The following is a 16,996-nucleotide window of genomic DNA, read 5'->3' as shown; positions in this document are numbered from 1 at the left end:
TTCTGTATTAATGAAGCACGATTTGTTCATTCATCAAATCAATGGCGTAAAGCGATTGCCCATATTCATCTAATAGAAGGTATACTTTGAGCGGGGCAGTGGTTTGATCTGTTTGCTGCGTGAATAGGACACAAGTGAATTTTTCAATCCCATCTGGCAGCTTGCTTTTCAGAAAAGGATGAAGAATAGGAGAGATTCGAAGGGTATCAACATCTTTCAGCCAAAGCTCATCTTGTAACGCAGGATAATGGTCAACCAAAAACTGACGAAACACTTCCAATGTACTCAAGGTAGATATCCTCACTTTCTTCTAACTTGGCTTCAAACTCACCTAAAAACAAACGGAACCAACTCATCATATGATCTCGGTACACGTATTTTCGCATACGGCTTGAGACATGATCACTCACTTTTTAGACATGAACTGTAGATCAACTGTACTGTCACGAATGTTCAATATGTATAACGTTTCCTATGTCATCTCATTGACTCCACCACGAATTCAAACAATGGACCTATGATCATATTCTTACCTGTTTTCTTTCGTGATGAAACGACAACTTCCTGCTACAAAATTCCATTTTTCTGCAAAAAAGAGGGAGATGGGACAAAAAAAGAACAGCACTGACTGTTCTTTTGGAAGTTATGAAAAGTCTGTCAAAGAGAACACTTCGCCGCTCACTGCATCAACGCCATCATGACAATCGAGCTTGCCGCATAAAACATATTGTTTTTGCACATCGTCATAGACATAGATGGGTGTAAGTTCGAGGCGTTCTCTCAATGTTTCAAAGGCTTGTTTCTGAGTTATGGTGATTTCACTAGCTGTTTGAGATGGATTGAGTATCCCACATACTTGAAACATCTCTTTTTTATCTATGTAATGAATGGCTTCAAAAGTGTTGGCATCAATGAAGACCTTGATTTTATCCATAAATCCACTGCCTTCTTGCTCATTCGTTTTTAATATCGCATGGATGTATCCATGATCACGTTGGAGTGTTTTTAGAACCCACTTCCCTGTATCGTTTGAATATTTTTGCGCCAAAAAGGTTCGAACCGCTTTGATACACTCATCCTGGTCTTCTTTTGATATCGGGAAGGAATCTGGTGACGGTTCCAATGAGAAAGCTTGTTCAGCTGAAATGTTCTCATGAATGTCCATTTCCTTTTTTTCAAAGGCATTGTTTATCGGTTCATTCCACTCAATGACTTCATTCATGTGTATACAATGCGTTTCTTCACGCCCAACCTCAAACGGAAGAGTTTCTGTTCCATCGTTCTTCACATAGATTTCTTCTAGAGCATAAATAGAACGGATTTGATTGTGCTCGAAGGAAGGCCATTGAAACATCTGTACTTGCTGCTTGGCTAAGTTCTTCACCTGATCAAGGGAAAGCACATATTTCTCATCTTTCAGTAATGTTTTGGCTAAAAATGGACCGTGGTGTGTAAAGTACATGAGCTGTCCATGTTCATTCCATTTCACTTCGATTCTGCCTGAAGGTGCTACTTTCACACCATCTATTGCTTCTTCGAAAGAAAGTTCCCCTTTCTCCTTCTGATGCATATGAAAATGCTCTCCATAGATCAATCCTGTTTCTTGTTCGATCCATTGAATGACATGAGCTGGATAAGGTCTCTTAAACGTGACACCATGCTGCGCATAGGTTTTGTCCATAACAAAAATAACCGACTCGGTCTGTCCTGTATTCAAGTTCACTTCAATGACAGCTGTGCCGTCTGGGTTTAGATCATCGTCCTCGGGTTCCGTTTCATGAGAGGGAAACCATTCCATATTCAATGTATACACCGTTTCATTGAACATATTGACGTAGCGATGAAAACTGTGTCTTTTTAGATAGTAAAGATCTAAGCCAAATGTCACTTTTGTCTGATCGATTAGTTGTTGAATGTTTGCATTCAATGAATTCACCTCAAAATGATGATGTTTTATGGAAGAACAAAAATAACGATAAAGATGAAGATGATGATTGCCATAAAAAATCCTAAAGCGATTGCCATTATATTTGACTCTTTTGTGTAGCCTGTTAATTCACCTACAGTCGATCGGTCAATTTTTCTAAAACGAAAAAGCATGCTTATATTTAAAATGGCTAGAACCATCAAAAACAAGAAAATGATCAATGCAGGATCGACGTCACTGAATGCATTATCCACATTTTGTAAAGTGAATGATTGAATAAACATAATGACACTCAATATGATTTTCCACACATGATCTAACCGTTTTTCCTTTTCCCACTCTTTCCCTAATTTCTCTTTTTCATAAATAGCTACCTGCTCTAAAATAGGTATGAAAGACTTTGTTGTTCCTTTCCTAATAAAGCCTAAAATGCCTTGAATAAGCATTAGAATTCCTAAACAAAAAAGGAAATGTGTCAGTTTGATTTTAACAATTTGAATCAACATAAAAAAAATGATGATCATAAGTCCGACAAATAAATTAGAGATAGCGATTTGTTTTGTCCTCATCTTTTTTAGTGCAGCTTGTTCCATGTGATAAACTCCTCCTCGTTTCAAATTTTTCTGATAAACGCTCTATCCTTATTACGATTTTAACGAAAAAATGTTTCAATATTTTCCTTTTCAATTGTCAATTCGGCTTTTTCACAAATGAAAAGACGCCCACCATTCAATGAACGTCTTATCCTTCTTCATGAAATCAGCACATCATATTTGAGCTGTTCTGTCTTTTATTTGCTGGGCTGCCAGGTGTTTAAAGTCATCAATAGACAGCAGCTTTGACATTTTTTCTCCATGTTGTCTGATGTTCAGTGTTTTTTCTTGCATTTCTGTATCTCCAATGACAGCGATATAAGGAATTTTTTGCATTTGTGCTTCTCTCATTTTATAGCCGAGTTTTTCATCCCGTTCATCGATTGTGACTCTAATTCCGATATTTCTTAATTGCTGCTGCACCTCTATGCAGTAATCAAGGTGAACGCTTGAGACAGGTATGATTTGTACTTGGATTGGTGCGAGCCATAACGGGAAGACGCCGGCAAAATGTTCAATGAGAATACCAAGGAACCGGTCAAGTGAACCAAAAATAGCACTATGAATGACAACTGGCCGCACCTTTTCATTTTTCTCGTTGATATATGTTAAATCAAATTTCTCTGGCATTTGAAAATCCAGCTGAATTGTGGCGCACTGGTGGCTCCGCTTTAGTGCATCTTGAATATGAAAGTCGATCTTCGGACCATAAAATGCCCCATCTCCTTCATTTAAGTAGTAGTCAATCTTTAACTGATCAAGCACATTTTTTAGCGCTTTTTCGGATATATCCCAAATAGCGTCATCCCCTAATGCTTTTTCTGGACGAGTGGATAGCTCGACTGAATATTCAAAACCAAATGTCCGATACACATGATCAACTAATTGAAAAATCCGTTTGATTTCAGCTTCGATTTGATCTTCTCTTAAAAAAATATGGGCATCATCTTGGCAAAATGTTCTGACCCTGAACAATCCATTTAATGCTCCGCTAAATTCATGACGATGCACCTGACCAAATTCAGACATTCTAATTGGAAGGTCTCTATAGGAATATAAGTTATTTTTGAACATGAGCATATGCCCTGGACAGTTCATCGGTTTTAAAGCAAAACTTGTATTGTCTACTTCTGAGAAATACATATTTTCATGATAATGATTCCAGTGCCCTGACTTTTCCCAAAGTTCTTGGTTCATCATAAATGGAGTACTTACTTCTTCATATTGCGCTTGACCTCTCACTTCTCTAGAAAAGGCCATTAATTCATTTCTGACAATCTGACCTTTTGGTAAATAAAAAGGCATGCCTGGCGCTTCTTCTGAAAACATAAAGAGGGATAACTGTTTCCCTAATTTCCGGTGATCACGTTTATTTGCTTCTTCCATGAAATGAAGATAATCAGCTAGATGATTTGGATGCTGAAATGCTACACCATACACTCGCTGCAAGACATCCTGATTGCTATCTCCCCGCCAATATGCCCCTGCCACACGCGTTAGTTTAAATGCCTTTAAATACCCTGTAGAAGGCAAATGAGGTCCACGGCACAAATCTATAAATTCTCCTTGCTGATAAATCGTGATGGCTTCTTGTCGAGGGAGACTTTTTAAAATATCCAGTTTATATGGATCATGTGCAAACATCACTTCAGCTTCTTTGTAAGAGACCTCCATTCTTTGAATAAGGTGATTCTCGTTTATGATGTTTTTCATCTCTTTTTCAATCATTGCCAAATCCTCTACGCTTAACGTTTGATTCAGCTTCATATCATAGTAAAATCCATTCTCAATGACAGGTCCGATTCCCAGTGTCACATTGTCATATAACCTTTTCACAGCTTGGGCTAATACATGTGCAGCTGTATGTCGTAACACTTCCAGCCCTTCTTTTGAATCAAGTGTTAGAATCGAAACCCCCGCATCGTTGTTTAACGGATAACTTAAGTCCACTGTCTGATCATTGATCTTTCCCGCTACTGCTTTTTTTCTTAAACTTGGGCTAATATGGGAGGCAACCTCTGCGACTGTCGTACCTGCGGAGAACTCCTTGATCTTTCCATCTGGAAATTGAATTTTTACCATTTTTTCTCTCATCACTGACACACCTTTCTCTTTTTTGAAATAAAAAAACACACCCATCCCTCATAGAGGGACGAATGTGTAATCCGTGGTTCCACCCAAATTCCCATAACGCGTATTCGCTTTATGGCTCTGGCGCCGTAACGTGGCGTAGACGGTATTGGATACTGCAATGTTCCCCAATACAGCTCAAAGGTGGTAAGATAGCTTTTCTGCGTTAGGAAGATTTCACCGTGACTTCCCTCTCTGTGAACCGATTAAAGCTGCTCATGTCCTTTTCAAAGCAATCATGCTATAAAAGTAAACAAAAAAACACACCCATCCCTCATAAAGGGACGAATGTGTAATCCGTGGTTCCACCCAAATTCCCATAATGCGTATTCGCTTTATGGCTCTGGTGCCGTAACGTGGCGTAGACGGTATTGGATACTGTAATTTCACCAATACAGCTCAAAGGTGGTAAGACAACTTTTCTGCGTTAGGAAGATTTCACCGTGACTTCCCTCTCTGTGAACCGATAAAAGCTGCTCATGTCCTTTTCTTCGCTTTTGATTTCTCCATATATTACATGATGATGGGGAATGATGTAAAGATTTATTTTGTACAGTGCTATTGAATTTTATTCTTTAAATGAAATGTCTTGTCATTTCACTGGGGCTATATTCGACTTGATACTTAGGAGATAACGCATTCTTTACTTCTTCCGTTATACACTCCCCTGCTTGATTAAACTTCTTTTCCATTTCTACCCCTTCTGGCAGCAAGTCATCTGTTTCTTCATCAAACCAACAACCATACTGTATGGCCCAATTCCATATTTTAGAGAATAGTACATCGCTTATAGGTACATCATCTCTTTCTAAATGACATTGACAATGTCCGCATTGAAAAGGTTCGCCACCATAGGTTCCTTCAATTTTCACATAAGGTTGGTGCTCAAAATCACGACAGCATACCCATTTTTTGAAGTCCTGACCAAATGTTGTCAGTTTTATCGAGTAATAACGCATGGACGTTCGTTTTCCTTTCATAGCAAAAACACCTTGATCAATCAGCTTCTTTAGCCGATACTCAATAAAATCATCTCCGATATATTGTTCTAAATGACCAAGGACTTCTCCAATTAAGCGTGGAGTTACGATGTATTCCTCTTCTGGCTCGGACGGATGAAGCCGCTTAGCCATTTTTACTAAATAAGCATCAAATTCATCTTCTGATACGTTGAGCGTTTGTTCATTTCGCCATATCCTAAGTGTATGATCTGTTTCGGCAATGTGAAGCCACTCTTCTTGTAATCGTTCTCTTTCTTCCTTGGAAATGGTGTGAAAGTGATTTTTACTTTCATAAATGATTTTAAATTTTTCAGATGGGATTTCCCCAGTATGTCGAAGGTCCATGCGAATTGTCTTTGTATTAAAATGGTGATCATATGCAATCGCTGTATTAATGACAGAGACGTCCACGTTTTTTCCTTTTAATAAATAGATGGCAAATCGTAGACCTATTTGTTCGTGTGCATTGTTGCCTATCCATATCATCATATGTGAGCCATCTTTTACATCCTTCACTTGTTGAATCATTTTTTGCTGATCGATTACCATATCATCAAATCTACCAAACTCATTGGACATGACATGTCGAAGCCACTCCATACGAGTCTCTTGTCCTTGACGTTCATGTAAGTGTGTAAGTGGGCCAATGGAGTAGATATCATCAAAGGTGATGATGTCTTCCACTGGTTTTTGCTTCATTTCACGTAATGCTTGCTTTAAACTACCAGCAGTTGCTGCCCCAAATACGATATGTATCATTATTCATCTCCCTTTATCTTACATTTTATATCATCTTCGCCTATTCATGATTCTTACGTCAATTCTATTGAGTCAATTTCATTCAAAAGTACGACGATGAGAGGATAAGATCTATATAAAGAATGCAGAATTGAGGAGACTAGATTTTTTATAAAAAATGAAGAACCCCACGAAATGGGGCAGTCAGTTTACTGAGTAACTTTGAGACTTTCCTTCTAATGATCTATTGATAGAAATACCCTCCAAAAAGGGAAATTCAGTTTATGTACTTCTTCACAAATTCCCCTTCACAATCGTTCTTTTGGCTTTCTTGACAATTCTGCTGGTTGCTTTTGTATCAGAATCTTTTAACCACTGTTCACACAGGTTTATGACCCAATTTGGTTGTGTTTTACTAGCGTCATTGAGCCAGTTTCCTACAGAATCTTGAACATATGTTGATGGATCAGATTTGAGCAAGTCTAGAATAGGCTGTGCCCTCATTGGCTCTTGTTTTAATGACTCAATATGCTTTGTCCAAACACCTCTTGGGCGAATAGCTTCTACTGAGAATCGGCGAATATTTTCATCTTTACTTTTAGCCCATTCTGTTAAATGTTCTATACTTTGATCGAGCTGATCCGTTAGGCTTTCTCTCACTGACATCCACGCAATTTCTCGAACTCCAAAATGAGGATCAGCTGCAAATGGTTGAATGTACGCCAATTTCTCTTCCAAAGTTGATAAACGGTGTTTGTTCATATAAGCAGCCCAACAGCGGACGCTATCAGATACATGGTGAGTAAACGCCTGTAGCACTTCCGTTTGTTTTTCCCCATTCTCTTTCTGTAACACTTCATCTAACAATTGACCGATGAGACGAATTGCTTTCATTCCAGACTCAGCCTTTTGTTGAGTGACATCAGATGATACATCGTCTAAATGATGGTCTAAACCAACGGATGGCAAAACATGATGTAATAACGTCAGATGATTGACAGCCAGCCATTCAGTTAAATTCACACTCTCTATTTTTCCTTGATTCAAAAGGAACAAGACGTCATGAGGGATATCAGTCCCCTTTCGAGCACCTTTTCGATTGATGATCTCTTCGCTGATTTGCATTTATTTTCTCTCCTCGTCTAGTGGTGCTTTTGTTTGATATTCATCGTTTTTAAAAGAAATATATGAATGCCTTCAATTTTTGGATATTGCCCCCTATTGTATCAAATAAACCACTTTACTGGTGCATTCTTCAAACCAAAAAGGAACTACCCAAAATAAGTAGTCCCTTCCATACAAAATTGAATTTAAGTTACCTTCCTTGCTCGATCACCTTCAAACTCTTCTGCTGAGAGATTCTGTCAAACGCCACCATCAAGATGGTCATGAGTAAAGCGAGAAGAACCGTTCCAGCACTGATCCAGCTCAGGTGCAATATAGATGTCCTGCTCAACACAATCCCCCCTAACCCCGATCCTAAAGCAAATCCGAATTGAATAAATGATGTATTGACACTTAATGCAATATCAGGAGATTTTGGAACAAGGGTTACAAGATATAGCTGCTGAGCTGGTGATGTACTCCATGTAGCGATCATCCATATCATGATAACAGCCACCATGACCACGAGATTCCCTGTGACAAATGCTAGTAGCATGAGCATCATGATTTGCAAGATGATGCCAGAAAAAATCGTGAAGATGGGTCCTTTTTTATCTGCTGCCATCCCTCCAAGGCTTGATCCTAAAAAGCTGCATATTCCCGCTAGTAACAAAATGCCACTGATTTCTGTAATGCTAAGGTTGGCTGATGCTTGCAGGAAGGGCGTTAAATAGGTAAATAACGTGGAATATCCACCTACATAAAATAGCGTCACTGCCACTGCAAGTAATATACGCTTGTCTTTTAAAATCGATAATTGCATACGAAGCGTCACCGGTTCTTGTTCTTTCATAGAAGGGATCCGCCTATACACCACAATCAGCGGAATAAGCGTGATCACTCCAATGGCTGCGAATAATGCTTTCCATCCGATCATACTGCTTAGAAATGTCCCGATTGGAACGCCTAAAACCAAGGAGCTGCTTAATCCCATTAAAATGATGCCAATCGCTGTTCCTCTTTTTTCCCGTTCTACAAGACGAGTTGCAACCGCCATCGCCACTACAATCGCCGTTCCCCCACTGATTCCTTGTAAAACTCTTGTGATCATGACCATTTCAAACGAATGACTGATACTTGTGATGAAGTTACTTAAAATAAAAATGATCAGCGTCCATGTTAATATTTTTCTGCGGTCCATATTGATGGTTAGTGCGATGACAATCGGTGCACCGATTGCGGCCGAAAGTGCTAAAGATGTGACCAATAAGCCAGCTGTAGACGTTGTGATATGTAAATCATATGCGACCATTTGAATAATGCCAGTAATGATGTATTCGATCGTTCCGATTAAAAAAGCTGCTAAAGCAAGTAAATAGACAACGGTTTTATTTTGCATCGTGACGTTTCTCCTTTGGGCCATGTTTACGATTTGATTTCATTTTTAATAGGAATTTGAATTTCAATGAGTCTGCCTTCTTCATTTTCTGACAATGGGTAATAGATTTCTCGGCCCGGCTGATCATCTTTCACGCGGTATCCGTTATGTTCGATCCATGTCGCCAGATCAACACAAGCAGTTTGTGCGGATGGAGAATGGGAATGAAATAAGAGTGTTGCCATGGTGTCTTCTGCAGGTAACGTGCGAATTGTCATTCCCTGAGGAAGAGAGCACCTTAACGATTTGACGGAATACCCCACCTCAAATTCAAACTCACTTTCTTTATCCAGTGATTCTCTCCATAGCACTACTTGTGGTCCCGAGATCGATTCTTGTTGATGTTTATGTAATAAATGATGAAACATTTGAAAGAATGAAGGGATTTCTTCAACAGTTCCGTTGGATTGAAAAGACATGATGCGTTTGCTTTCAACAGATTTGATGATGACCTCCTGTTCTTTTTCAACACACCCCTCTCGTTTGATGAGGTGCATCCGCTCCTTAATACGGGCTAATTTCTGTTGTTCTTTTTCGATCAATTGCTGAATCTCACTCTCTTTCAAGAGAAACATGCCCTGAATCTGCTCGACAGAAATATCTTCACGAAGTAGCTGCCCCATTTGCTTTAACGTAAAGCCTAATTCCTTATAGAGAAAAATTCGATTGACCTCAAGCAGCTGTTCAGCTGAGTAATAACGGTATCCCGAATCTTGATCAATCTGCTGAGGCTTTAATAAATCAATTTGGTCGTAATACCTTAAGGTTTTGACAGGCACTTTACTTAACATAGAAAAATCGCCGATCTTAAACATCCTGCATCTCCTCCGATTTGTTGATCTGATCACAGTATAAACCTTTCAGTTAAGGGGAAGGTCAAAATGAAGTTGATTAAATTTTTCAAAAGACGAAAAAACCTAGATTTCTCTAAAATCTAGGTTTTGCTCATTATCCTACTATTTTTGCTAACAATCCCATCGCTTCAACAATCTTTATATCATCCATAAATCGTTGCAAACTTACTTTATGCTCTTTCTTTTGTAAATCTGTTGAATAGCCTAAGCATAGATGAAAAATACAATCTAACCTTTGTCCGACTCCACTATAAAAATAATTCGTCAATATTCCATTATTTTCACTTGCAAGAACCACAACTGTAGCGATCTCTAATACATATTCTATATCTTCTATAGAAATTGTTCGATCCTTTTTCTTAGCAGTCATGAATTCATGACTATGAATAGAACGAATCCTACCTTCAAGTAAATTGAGTATAGACCTTTTATAGATGACATACACACTGTGAATATGATGTTTATCAGGACAATAGGGATCTTGTAAAATGAATTTTATACGTTCATCTTCTTTTTCCATTTTTATTGCATCAAGATCATATAATAAAATATGATCAATTTCTTCTATTTTCATAGGAGGAAACATGTGGGATACATCTGTTTTGTTTTTCAATTGATCACCCCGAAATCTAGTCTCTCTTACTCCAAACGTTCCAATCTTTCAAGCCACTTGACAATAGCTCCGTTTTTAAAGAAATCGAGTATAACACCCTCGCAAAATCGTTCAGCTCTCAGAACCCCCATGATGAGAGCCAGTACACACTGCGAATTTAAATTGGAAGCGTCCACATCCTCCATGTCGTTCATTCCCCATTCAATTCCATTTTCTTTGAGGATCTCTCTATAGCGGGTAATCTCCAGTTCTTGATGCTGTTCTGCAAATGTATAGACATCCTCGATAAAACGACGGACCGTTTCGGAATAATTCACATAGGGTATCTGAATCGGGTGTTCCGCTGTTCCGTCATTTTCTTGATCTATGACCCATTCACCAATATCATCGCCTTGAAGCATAGGGATATAGTTTGTTAAAATCTCAAATTGACTCAACCTCATCCTCCACCTTTTCATGAATTAAAAATTCTTTGATCGATCTCTATGAATAAGTTAATAAAAAAGTCCGTGATCATCGTACAAACTAGAAACCAGTATTCAAGTCACGAACCATTTTTATTCATTTCACTTTTTACACTCGTACCATCGATACAACTGTCTTCACATACACGGTATTAATCATCTTGCTTGTCAATGTTTATGTGTCATATTAAATAATAAGCTGATACCAGCTGTGAATAAAGCGTCAAGGAATTTATAAGACGATTCTCAAATATAAAAACACCTCTGTCACATCGTTGCGAAGAGGTTATGTTCACTATTTTGTCTTTATACTTCTTAGAAAGGCACTTCTGTTCTCTGTTGCATTTGTCAGCATCTTCGCATTTTCATTGAGTCTTTGTACCAATGCATCCTTAGCTTTTCCTTCAAATGAAGAGAGTAAAGCAACATACACTTCAGCTACAACCTGTTGTGCTGAAGAAAAGTCTGACGCATGTTTTGTGTCCTCTTTTAGATGCTGACAATGCGTTTTTAAACTTGAACCTACAATTTTTTTTAATTCCTCATTCTGTTGTAATCGTCTGTAAAACTCATCTGCATCCATATTAACTCCATATGGCAATTGAAATCCCCCTTACAACCGTAACCATCTTGCTAATTCATTATCCTTATCTTTTAAATCCTCCGCCATTTTCACAATAAACTCACTAATATCCTCTAAATCTCTAATCAAATAATGTAGAGAAGCCTCAGTTTGATACTGTTCTTCTGAGTCATAAAATGCTGCTCCATCTTTCACAAAAGGGGCGTGAAACAATATAGCTTTTTCAACGTCACTTGGATCTAAATCCTTGAATTCTCCTAACCTTTTTCCGCAAATAGATTTCACGTCATACACCATTTTGCTGTGATCATGAGGGAATTGTTCAATTGCTTGTTTTTTTGTTTTTAAGTCTTCGATAGCTGCCTGTAATCGATGAGCTAATTCTTTTGCATATTTAGCATCCACTTTGATGGTTTGTCCATTCATACCTGAATAAGATGAGAACGATTCGATATTCCGGTTATAAACACCTTCGCTTCCATCCACACTTTTGATATGACCATTCTTATCAAATGTAAAGTTCGACTCATTTAAACTATGAGTATCCGGATCTTTTGCGAATGCTTGGCCATAGAAGGAAGTAATCAAATTCCCTAAAACCCCAGGAACACCAAGCGGAGACACAAACCGATCTATACGCTCTCTTCGTGATTGACTAGGATCTTTCGTATAAATTGTCGTTCCGTTGTGCCTGTCATATTCCAACAACCAACCTGCCCCCACCATATCATCGGGATTAATGATGGCTTTATGATACAAATCAAATTCGCCGTTTCTGATTTTCTTCTGTGTTTCTTCATCATGCAGCTTAACAATGGAAGGGTTGTTAAAGGCTACACTGTAAACATGATTGTTTACACCAGCGTATTCCGCATCTGCCCCTCCAAGTGAGTGTCCCGTTGTTGAAATCACTGTATTAGTGCCAGCATACTTTTTCACTTCATTGGCGACGAGCTTATCACCTTGATCAAATTGAGATGTCTTAGTGACAATTTTGTATTCTCCACTTTTCAACAACATGGCTTGTTCCATACTACCGTTATACTTGGTAATCGCTTTAGAGTTTTCAGGTGCCTCTTTTTTCATGATGTATTTGACTTTCTTTTTCGGGTCTTGACCCATTACCACGTTGCCGCCATCTGCACTTATCACGTCAGCTTTGATTTGTTCTTGATTCGTTCCTTGAAAACCTACGACAACATTCTCAGGCTCTTTTGGTTTAACCCATTTACCTTCTTTTTTCTTGGCTTGGACAAATACGTAAACATCTAGCCCTGTGTCTGGGTCTTTTTTGATTTTATCTACGTAAAAAGCTTTTTTTGAATCATTTACAAGTGGTGTCTTATTCTCATAGGCTTTTCTCATTTTCTTTTCACTATATGTATTTTGGCTCAGAGAAAAATAATCTTTATCTGTTAAATTAGGTATGTCCGTCTTTGTATTCATGTACAATGCCCCTTCTCTCATGTAAAATCTAAGATAGAAAGGATGGTTTTATGAAAAAATACATAATTATCCTTATGACTTTGGTTATTATATCACTTGGAGGGATATTTATGAAGGAACAACACGACAAAAAAACAGCTGCCCAAGAAGCTAAAAAAGAAGAATTGTATTCCTTGGCTAAGAAAAGAATGACTGACTTTATTAAAACAAACTATAATGATATTAAACGAATTGATTATACTGATGATTATGAGATAAACCCAATGGGCGGTATTGAAATTAATGGTTATCTCAATGAAAATAAGAAAAAAGAAATATGGGGAATCTATGATAAAGGCAATGACGAAGTCATATCTTTCACTGTAGATGCTAAAGAAAAACCTGAGTGCGAAAATAAAGTATGCGAGTATTAAAAAGAGAATAAATCATCGAATAAACAAAAACGTCCCCTCGAAAATTCAAGGGGACTATTTGTTTACTTCAAGAAGGCTTCGAGCTGCGCTTTTTTCTTTGGTTTTGGACCATAGATACCATCTGCGATAAGACCATGCATATATTCATATAAAACTTCCATTGATAAAACATGACTGATGATATTTAAGCTCACTTAACAGAAAAAAATTTGGTGATTACATCATATTAGAAGGTTAAATGATCATAATGGCCTTTTGCGGTTCTTTGCCCACTATTATTTAAGGACTAAAGACACCACACACTCCACATGCGCCGTATGCGGAAACATATCCACTGGTTGCATGTATTCGATCTTGTAGTCTTTTGACATGTATTCGAGGTCTTTTGCTAGTGTAGATGGGTTGCAAGAGACGTAGACAAAGCGTTTTGGTTTGACTTGTTTGACGGTGTCTAGGAAAGTGCGTTCGCAGCCTGTTCTTGGCGGGTCGACGACGATAACGTCAGGACGGAAGCCTTCTTTGACCCATTTTGGCAGCCAGTGTTCAGCTGTGCCTGTCACATAAGTTGCGTTTTTCATGCCGTGTTTTTTGGCATTTTTCTTCGCGTCATCAATTGATTCTTTGATGACATCCATACCTCTTACTTCTTTTGCTCCATCTGAGAGCCACATTCCAATGGTTCCAACACCGCAATACGCATCGACTACCTTTTCTTTGCCAGTCAGTTTGGCCGCTTTTTTCGCTTCGTCGTAAAGCTTTAATGTCTGCTTCGGATTCAATTGGAAGAAAGCCCGTGCACTCAATTCAAATGAGACGTCTCCTAAAAATTCTTGGATGACCATGTTGCCAGCTAGGAGCGATGTTTTATGCCCAAAGATGACTGACGTTTTTTCGCCATTGATATTGTGCATAATAGACGTCACTTCTGGCAGACGTTTTTGAATGGCTTCGGCGATTTCTTTTTTCTTTGGAAACTCAGGCTTTGATGTGACAAGGACGACTTGTACTTCACCTGTTTCAAAGCCGACACGCACAACAATCGAGCGCACGTCGCCTTTTCTTGTCCGCTCGTTGTAGACAGATACGCCGAATTTCTCTAAAATTTTGCGGACGACGCCTGTTGTTTTGTTCGTTTTCGGATGCTGGACGATACATTCCTTGATCGGAACAAGTTTATGAGAATTCAGCCCATAAAGCCCTGCGATGATGTCGCCGCTATGTGATCTTCCGACTTGGAACTGACTTTTATTCCGGTAGTGCCATGGATCTTCCATACCGATTGTTGGTCTAATATCGATCTTTTCAACCGACAGCTTTGTATGACGCTCCATTGATTGAATGACAATATCGCGTTTTTCCTTTAATTGCTGCTCGTATGCCAAATGCTGAAGCTGACAGCCTCCGCACTCTTCGTATACTGAGCACGGCGGTTTCACTCGATGTTCTGAGCGCTTGCGAACTTTCCTCACCGTACCTTCTGCATATTTCGCTTGAACATTCGTTGCTTCAACTACTACTTCCTCACCTGGAAGTGCACCTGGGACAAAGACCACTTGCTTTTTAAAATAACCGACCCCTTCCCCATTAATGCCAAGGCGTTTAATGGTAAGCGGGAACTGCTGCCCCTTTTGCAGAAGGGCTCCTTGCTGTTTTTCTTTCACGTTTATTCTCTCCGTTCTATTTAAACCTTTATCGGTTGTCCTCATTTTATTCCATCTGAATAGTATATCACGACTTGGACGAAGAGAGAAAATGCCTTTCAATTATTTATCTGTCTCTATACTTCTCCATAAATAAAGGGAGGCGTAGCTTAAATAAGGTGCCCACTCCTTGCTTAAAACTGCCATCTCTTCTTTTGTTGGCTTTTCTGGCAGGTCAAAGTGACGTTTGATCGCATTTTGAATCCCGATATCTGCCATTGGAAAGAGATTTGGTCTTCCTAGTCCATTCATGAGGACATTTTGAACCGTCCAAGGTCCAATCCCTCTAATCGGAAGCAGACGTTCTTCAATTTCAATATCCGTTAAGTCGTGTAATTCCTCTAAATCCAGAGAGCCGCTCACTATTCGCTTTGAGACATCAATCACATATTCCGCTTTTCGCTGACTGAATTGCAGTTTTCTCAAATCGTCGGTTTCAAGTGATGCAATGGTTTTCGGTAAAGGGTCAAACCAGACGCCGTCGATTTGCTCACCATACGTATGAACAAACCGTTTCGTCAGCTCATAAGCAAATGCAAGATTGAGCTGCTGATGAATGATGCATTTCATCAAGCAATGATATAGATGGAAATCCAGCATAAGCGGCGTTCCGATATGACGGTCAAAAATGGGCGCAAGATTTGTTTGAGCAAAATGGTCATGCACAGCATGTAATTGATGTTCCATGCCAAATATCCGCTTCACCTCAGAAAGGATGGCTTCCTCCGGCCCGTTAGCCTGTACCCGGAACGAAGGTGCTTCTTTTGTTCCTGTCGCTTGAACGACTGCAATGTACGGTTTATGATTCAGCCTCATCGGTACTTTGATTTCTCTTTTATCCAGATCGACCGCCTTTAATGGATCGCTCGATAAACGTCTCAGCACTTGATCGAAGTGATAGGGTGGTTCAACCAATAGGTGTTTTTCCCACATGTTTTTCCTCTTCCTTTCTGTCAACACACGCAGATGTGATTGTTTCACTTTGCATGAATGATTCTCTATATTGAATACTTTTAAATATAAAGAGTACAAGAATTTATCAGTTATATCTTCCTTATTTATGGTCATTCTCCTTTTGGATAGATGAAAATTTTTAGTCGAATTCAGCTAAAATTCGACAGCAATCTTCAACATTTTAGGATCATTTTCCTTAAATTAGAAATAGAACCTATGGGTGATATCTTCTATTTCAAAAATATTTGTATAATTATGACATATCAAGGAGGTGAACAAAGGAATTAGCGGATTAGGCAATCATTTGTTTCATCTTGCAGGAACATATTTACCTCATTGATAACCGGCTTCACCTAGTTTCACGTTTTACTAAAAGAAGACCCAAAATTTAAAAACAAAGGAGATCCGACCAATGAAAAAAACAATTCTTTCTGTTGCCCTTGCCACTGCTGTTTCTTCGACACTACCAGTATTCGCTGACGCTGCTGAGCAAAAAACTGCTCCAGTTTCAACAACTATTCAGCAAACTGTGTTAAACAAAGCTGCTGAAGGTAAAGCTGGAACGACAGCTAGTCCTAATGTTAACGTCAATTTCGATGTCCTTGGAATTGCCAATGCAATCATTAACGCAGTAAATGCAAATGCCAACCGTTCTGGATTCGTTAAAGGTGTAATGGAAAGCACATTCTATGCTGCTGGCGGCAGATATAACGTCATGGTCTTTAACCTAAGCCAAAACTATGAAGACCGCTTTAATGGTGTGAAAACTTTCGCTACTGCTAACCTTGGTAATGTTGTTTACGGTATTTGGGTTTTTGAGAGCGGTACATTTAAAAACAACGGCGATGGCGGCTGGGATAACTGGGCATTTAGAGGCTGGTTTGACCGTCAAAATAAATTCGTTACGTTCCACCGTCCTTAATTCTCGCTTTATCCATCAATCATACACGCACATTGGACCGATCTCAGCGATGAGATCGGCTTTTTTATGGTGAAAACGTATAAGTTCACCGCTGCTGCTTCATGATATAATGCAAG

16 protein-coding genes and 2 other annotated features are annotated in these 16,996 nt (G+C 38.9%); of the genes, 2 read left to right on the top strand and 14 right to left on the bottom strand.

Going from position 1 to position 16,996, the window contains the following annotated elements:
* Nucleotides 1–7: 7 nt before the first annotated feature.
* The 12 genes from ID12_RS08755 to ID12_RS08700 all read right to left on the bottom strand — a co-directional run bounded on the left by ID12_RS08755 (nt 8) and on the right by ID12_RS08700 (nt 12,891).
* The gene (locus ID12_RS08755) at nt 8–289 is read right to left on the bottom strand and encodes a hypothetical protein (protein WP_017366847.1); all 282 of its coding nucleotides are present in this window, start codon (nt 287–289) and stop codon (nt 8–10) included.
* A gap of 354 nt (nt 290–643) precedes the next feature.
* On the bottom strand, nt 644–1,936 hold the full coding sequence (locus ID12_RS08750) for a hypothetical protein (protein ID WP_234717172.1): 1,293 nt from the start codon (nt 1,934–1,936) through the stop codon (nt 644–646).
* 17 nt (nt 1,937–1,953) lie between these two features.
* Nucleotides 1,954–2,520: a hypothetical protein gene (locus tag ID12_RS08745; protein ID WP_046342964.1), complete on the bottom strand. Its 567-nt coding sequence runs from the start codon at nt 2,518–2,520 to the stop codon at nt 1,954–1,956.
* 174 nt (nt 2,521–2,694) lie between these two features.
* Nucleotides 2,695–4,614: a threonine--tRNA ligase gene (gene thrS / locus ID12_RS08740; RefSeq protein ID WP_046344943.1), complete on the bottom strand. Its 1,920-nt coding sequence runs from the start codon at nt 4,612–4,614 to the stop codon at nt 2,695–2,697.
* A gap of 51 nt (nt 4,615–4,665) precedes the next feature.
* Nucleotides 4,666–4,890, bottom strand: a binding site (T-box leader).
* 37 nt (nt 4,891–4,927) lie between these two features.
* Nucleotides 4,928–5,151: a binding site (T-box leader), on the bottom strand.
* 74 nt (nt 5,152–5,225) lie between these two features.
* Entirely contained in the window at nt 5,226–6,410 is a 1,185-nt protein-coding gene (locus ID12_RS08735; RefSeq protein WP_046342963.1) for a DUF1835 domain-containing protein, read from the bottom strand.
* 273 nt (nt 6,411–6,683) lie between these two features.
* Entirely contained in the window at nt 6,684–7,514 is an 831-nt protein-coding gene (locus tag ID12_RS08730) for a DNA alkylation repair protein (protein WP_048002718.1), read from the bottom strand.
* A gap of 190 nt (nt 7,515–7,704) precedes the next feature.
* Nucleotides 7,705–8,892 (bottom strand): MFS transporter, encoded by a 1,188-nt coding sequence (locus ID12_RS08725; RefSeq protein ID WP_035391321.1) that lies wholly within the window; start codon nt 8,890–8,892, stop codon nt 7,705–7,707.
* A 26-nt stretch (nt 8,893–8,918) separates the two neighbouring features.
* Nucleotides 8,919–9,746: a MerR family transcriptional regulator gene (locus tag ID12_RS08720; protein WP_035391322.1), complete on the bottom strand. Its 828-nt coding sequence runs from the start codon at nt 9,744–9,746 to the stop codon at nt 8,919–8,921.
* Nucleotides 9,747–9,879: 133 nt separating this feature from the next.
* Nucleotides 9,880–10,398, bottom strand: coding sequence for a hypothetical protein (locus tag ID12_RS08715; protein WP_035391324.1), 519 nt, complete (start codon nt 10,396–10,398; stop codon nt 9,880–9,882).
* A 26-nt stretch (nt 10,399–10,424) separates the two neighbouring features.
* The gene (locus ID12_RS08710; protein WP_079919183.1) at nt 10,425–10,835 is read right to left on the bottom strand and encodes a DUF6508 domain-containing protein; all 411 of its coding nucleotides are present in this window, start codon (nt 10,833–10,835) and stop codon (nt 10,425–10,427) included.
* A gap of 322 nt (nt 10,836–11,157) precedes the next feature.
* Nucleotides 11,158–11,463 carry a hypothetical protein gene (locus tag ID12_RS08705; protein ID WP_007496635.1) on the bottom strand — a complete coding sequence of 102 codons (306 nt, stop codon included), beginning with the start codon at nt 11,461–11,463 and terminating at the stop codon, nt 11,158–11,160.
* Nucleotides 11,464–11,475: 12 nt separating this feature from the next.
* The gene (locus tag ID12_RS08700; RefSeq protein WP_035391329.1) at nt 11,476–12,891 is read right to left on the bottom strand and encodes a hypothetical protein; all 1,416 of its coding nucleotides are present in this window, start codon (nt 12,889–12,891) and stop codon (nt 11,476–11,478) included.
* Between the two features lie 50 nt (nt 12,892–12,941).
* On the opposite strand from ID12_RS08700, the gene ID12_RS08695 reads away from it, so the two are divergent.
* Nucleotides 12,942–13,304: a DUF1433 domain-containing protein gene (locus tag ID12_RS08695; protein WP_035391331.1), complete on the top strand. Its 363-nt coding sequence runs from the start codon at nt 12,942–12,944 to the stop codon at nt 13,302–13,304.
* A 275-nt stretch (nt 13,305–13,579) separates the two neighbouring features.
* On the opposite strand, the gene rlmD is transcribed toward ID12_RS08695, so the two are convergent.
* Nucleotides 13,580–14,965, bottom strand: a complete 1,386-nt coding sequence (rlmD, locus tag ID12_RS08690; RefSeq protein WP_419761245.1) for a 23S rRNA (uracil(1939)-C(5))-methyltransferase RlmD — start codon at nt 14,963–14,965, stop codon at nt 13,580–13,582.
* A gap of 102 nt (nt 14,966–15,067) precedes the next feature.
* Nucleotides 15,068–15,937 carry a DNA-3-methyladenine glycosylase family protein gene (locus ID12_RS08685; RefSeq protein WP_035391333.1) on the bottom strand — a complete coding sequence of 290 codons (870 nt, stop codon included), beginning with the start codon at nt 15,935–15,937 and terminating at the stop codon, nt 15,068–15,070.
* Between the two features lie 433 nt (nt 15,938–16,370).
* Between ID12_RS08685 and ID12_RS08680 the strand changes: the two genes are divergently transcribed.
* On the top strand, nt 16,371–16,880 hold the full coding sequence (locus ID12_RS08680; protein WP_050827060.1) for a hypothetical protein: 510 nt from the start codon (nt 16,371–16,373) through the stop codon (nt 16,878–16,880).
* Nucleotides 16,881–16,996 lie beyond the last annotated feature (116 nt).

Source organism: Bacillus altitudinis (assembly GCF_001191605.1).
In the GTDB taxonomy this organism is placed as follows: Bacteria; Bacillota; Bacilli; order Bacillales; family Bacillaceae; genus Bacillus; species Bacillus altitudinis.
This window is presented reverse-complemented; position numbering and strand designations above follow the sequence as displayed.

Excerpts from the sequence above, each read along its gene's own strand:
- thrS (WP_046344943.1), bottom strand. The coding sequence starts at position 4,614 with ATGAGAGAAAAAATGGTAAAAATTCAATTTCCAGATGGAAAGATCAAG.
- ID12_RS08695 (WP_035391331.1), top strand. The coding sequence starts at position 12,942 with ATGAAAAAATACATAATTATCCTTATGACTTTGGTTATTATATCACTT.
- ID12_RS08700 (WP_035391329.1), bottom strand. The coding sequence starts at position 12,891 with ATGAATACAAAGACGGACATACCTAATTTAACAGATAAAGATTATTTT.
- ID12_RS08685 (WP_035391333.1), bottom strand. The coding sequence starts at position 15,937 with ATGTGGGAAAAACACCTATTGGTTGAACCACCCTATCACTTCGATCAA.
- ID12_RS08720 (WP_035391322.1), bottom strand. The coding sequence starts at position 9,746 with ATGTTTAAGATCGGCGATTTTTCTATGTTAAGTAAAGTGCCTGTCAAA.
- ID12_RS08730 (WP_048002718.1), bottom strand. The coding sequence starts at position 7,514 with ATGCAAATCAGCGAAGAGATCATCAATCGAAAAGGTGCTCGAAAGGGG.
- ID12_RS08745 (WP_046342964.1), bottom strand. The coding sequence starts at position 2,520 with ATGGAACAAGCTGCACTAAAAAAGATGAGGACAAAACAAATCGCTATC.
- ID12_RS08680 (WP_050827060.1), top strand. The coding sequence starts at position 16,371 with ATGAAAAAAACAATTCTTTCTGTTGCCCTTGCCACTGCTGTTTCTTCG.
- ID12_RS08725 (WP_035391321.1), bottom strand. The coding sequence starts at position 8,892 with ATGCAAAATAAAACCGTTGTCTATTTACTTGCTTTAGCAGCTTTTTTA.
- ID12_RS08735 (WP_046342963.1), bottom strand. The coding sequence starts at position 6,410 with ATGATACATATCGTATTTGGGGCAGCAACTGCTGGTAGTTTAAAGCAA.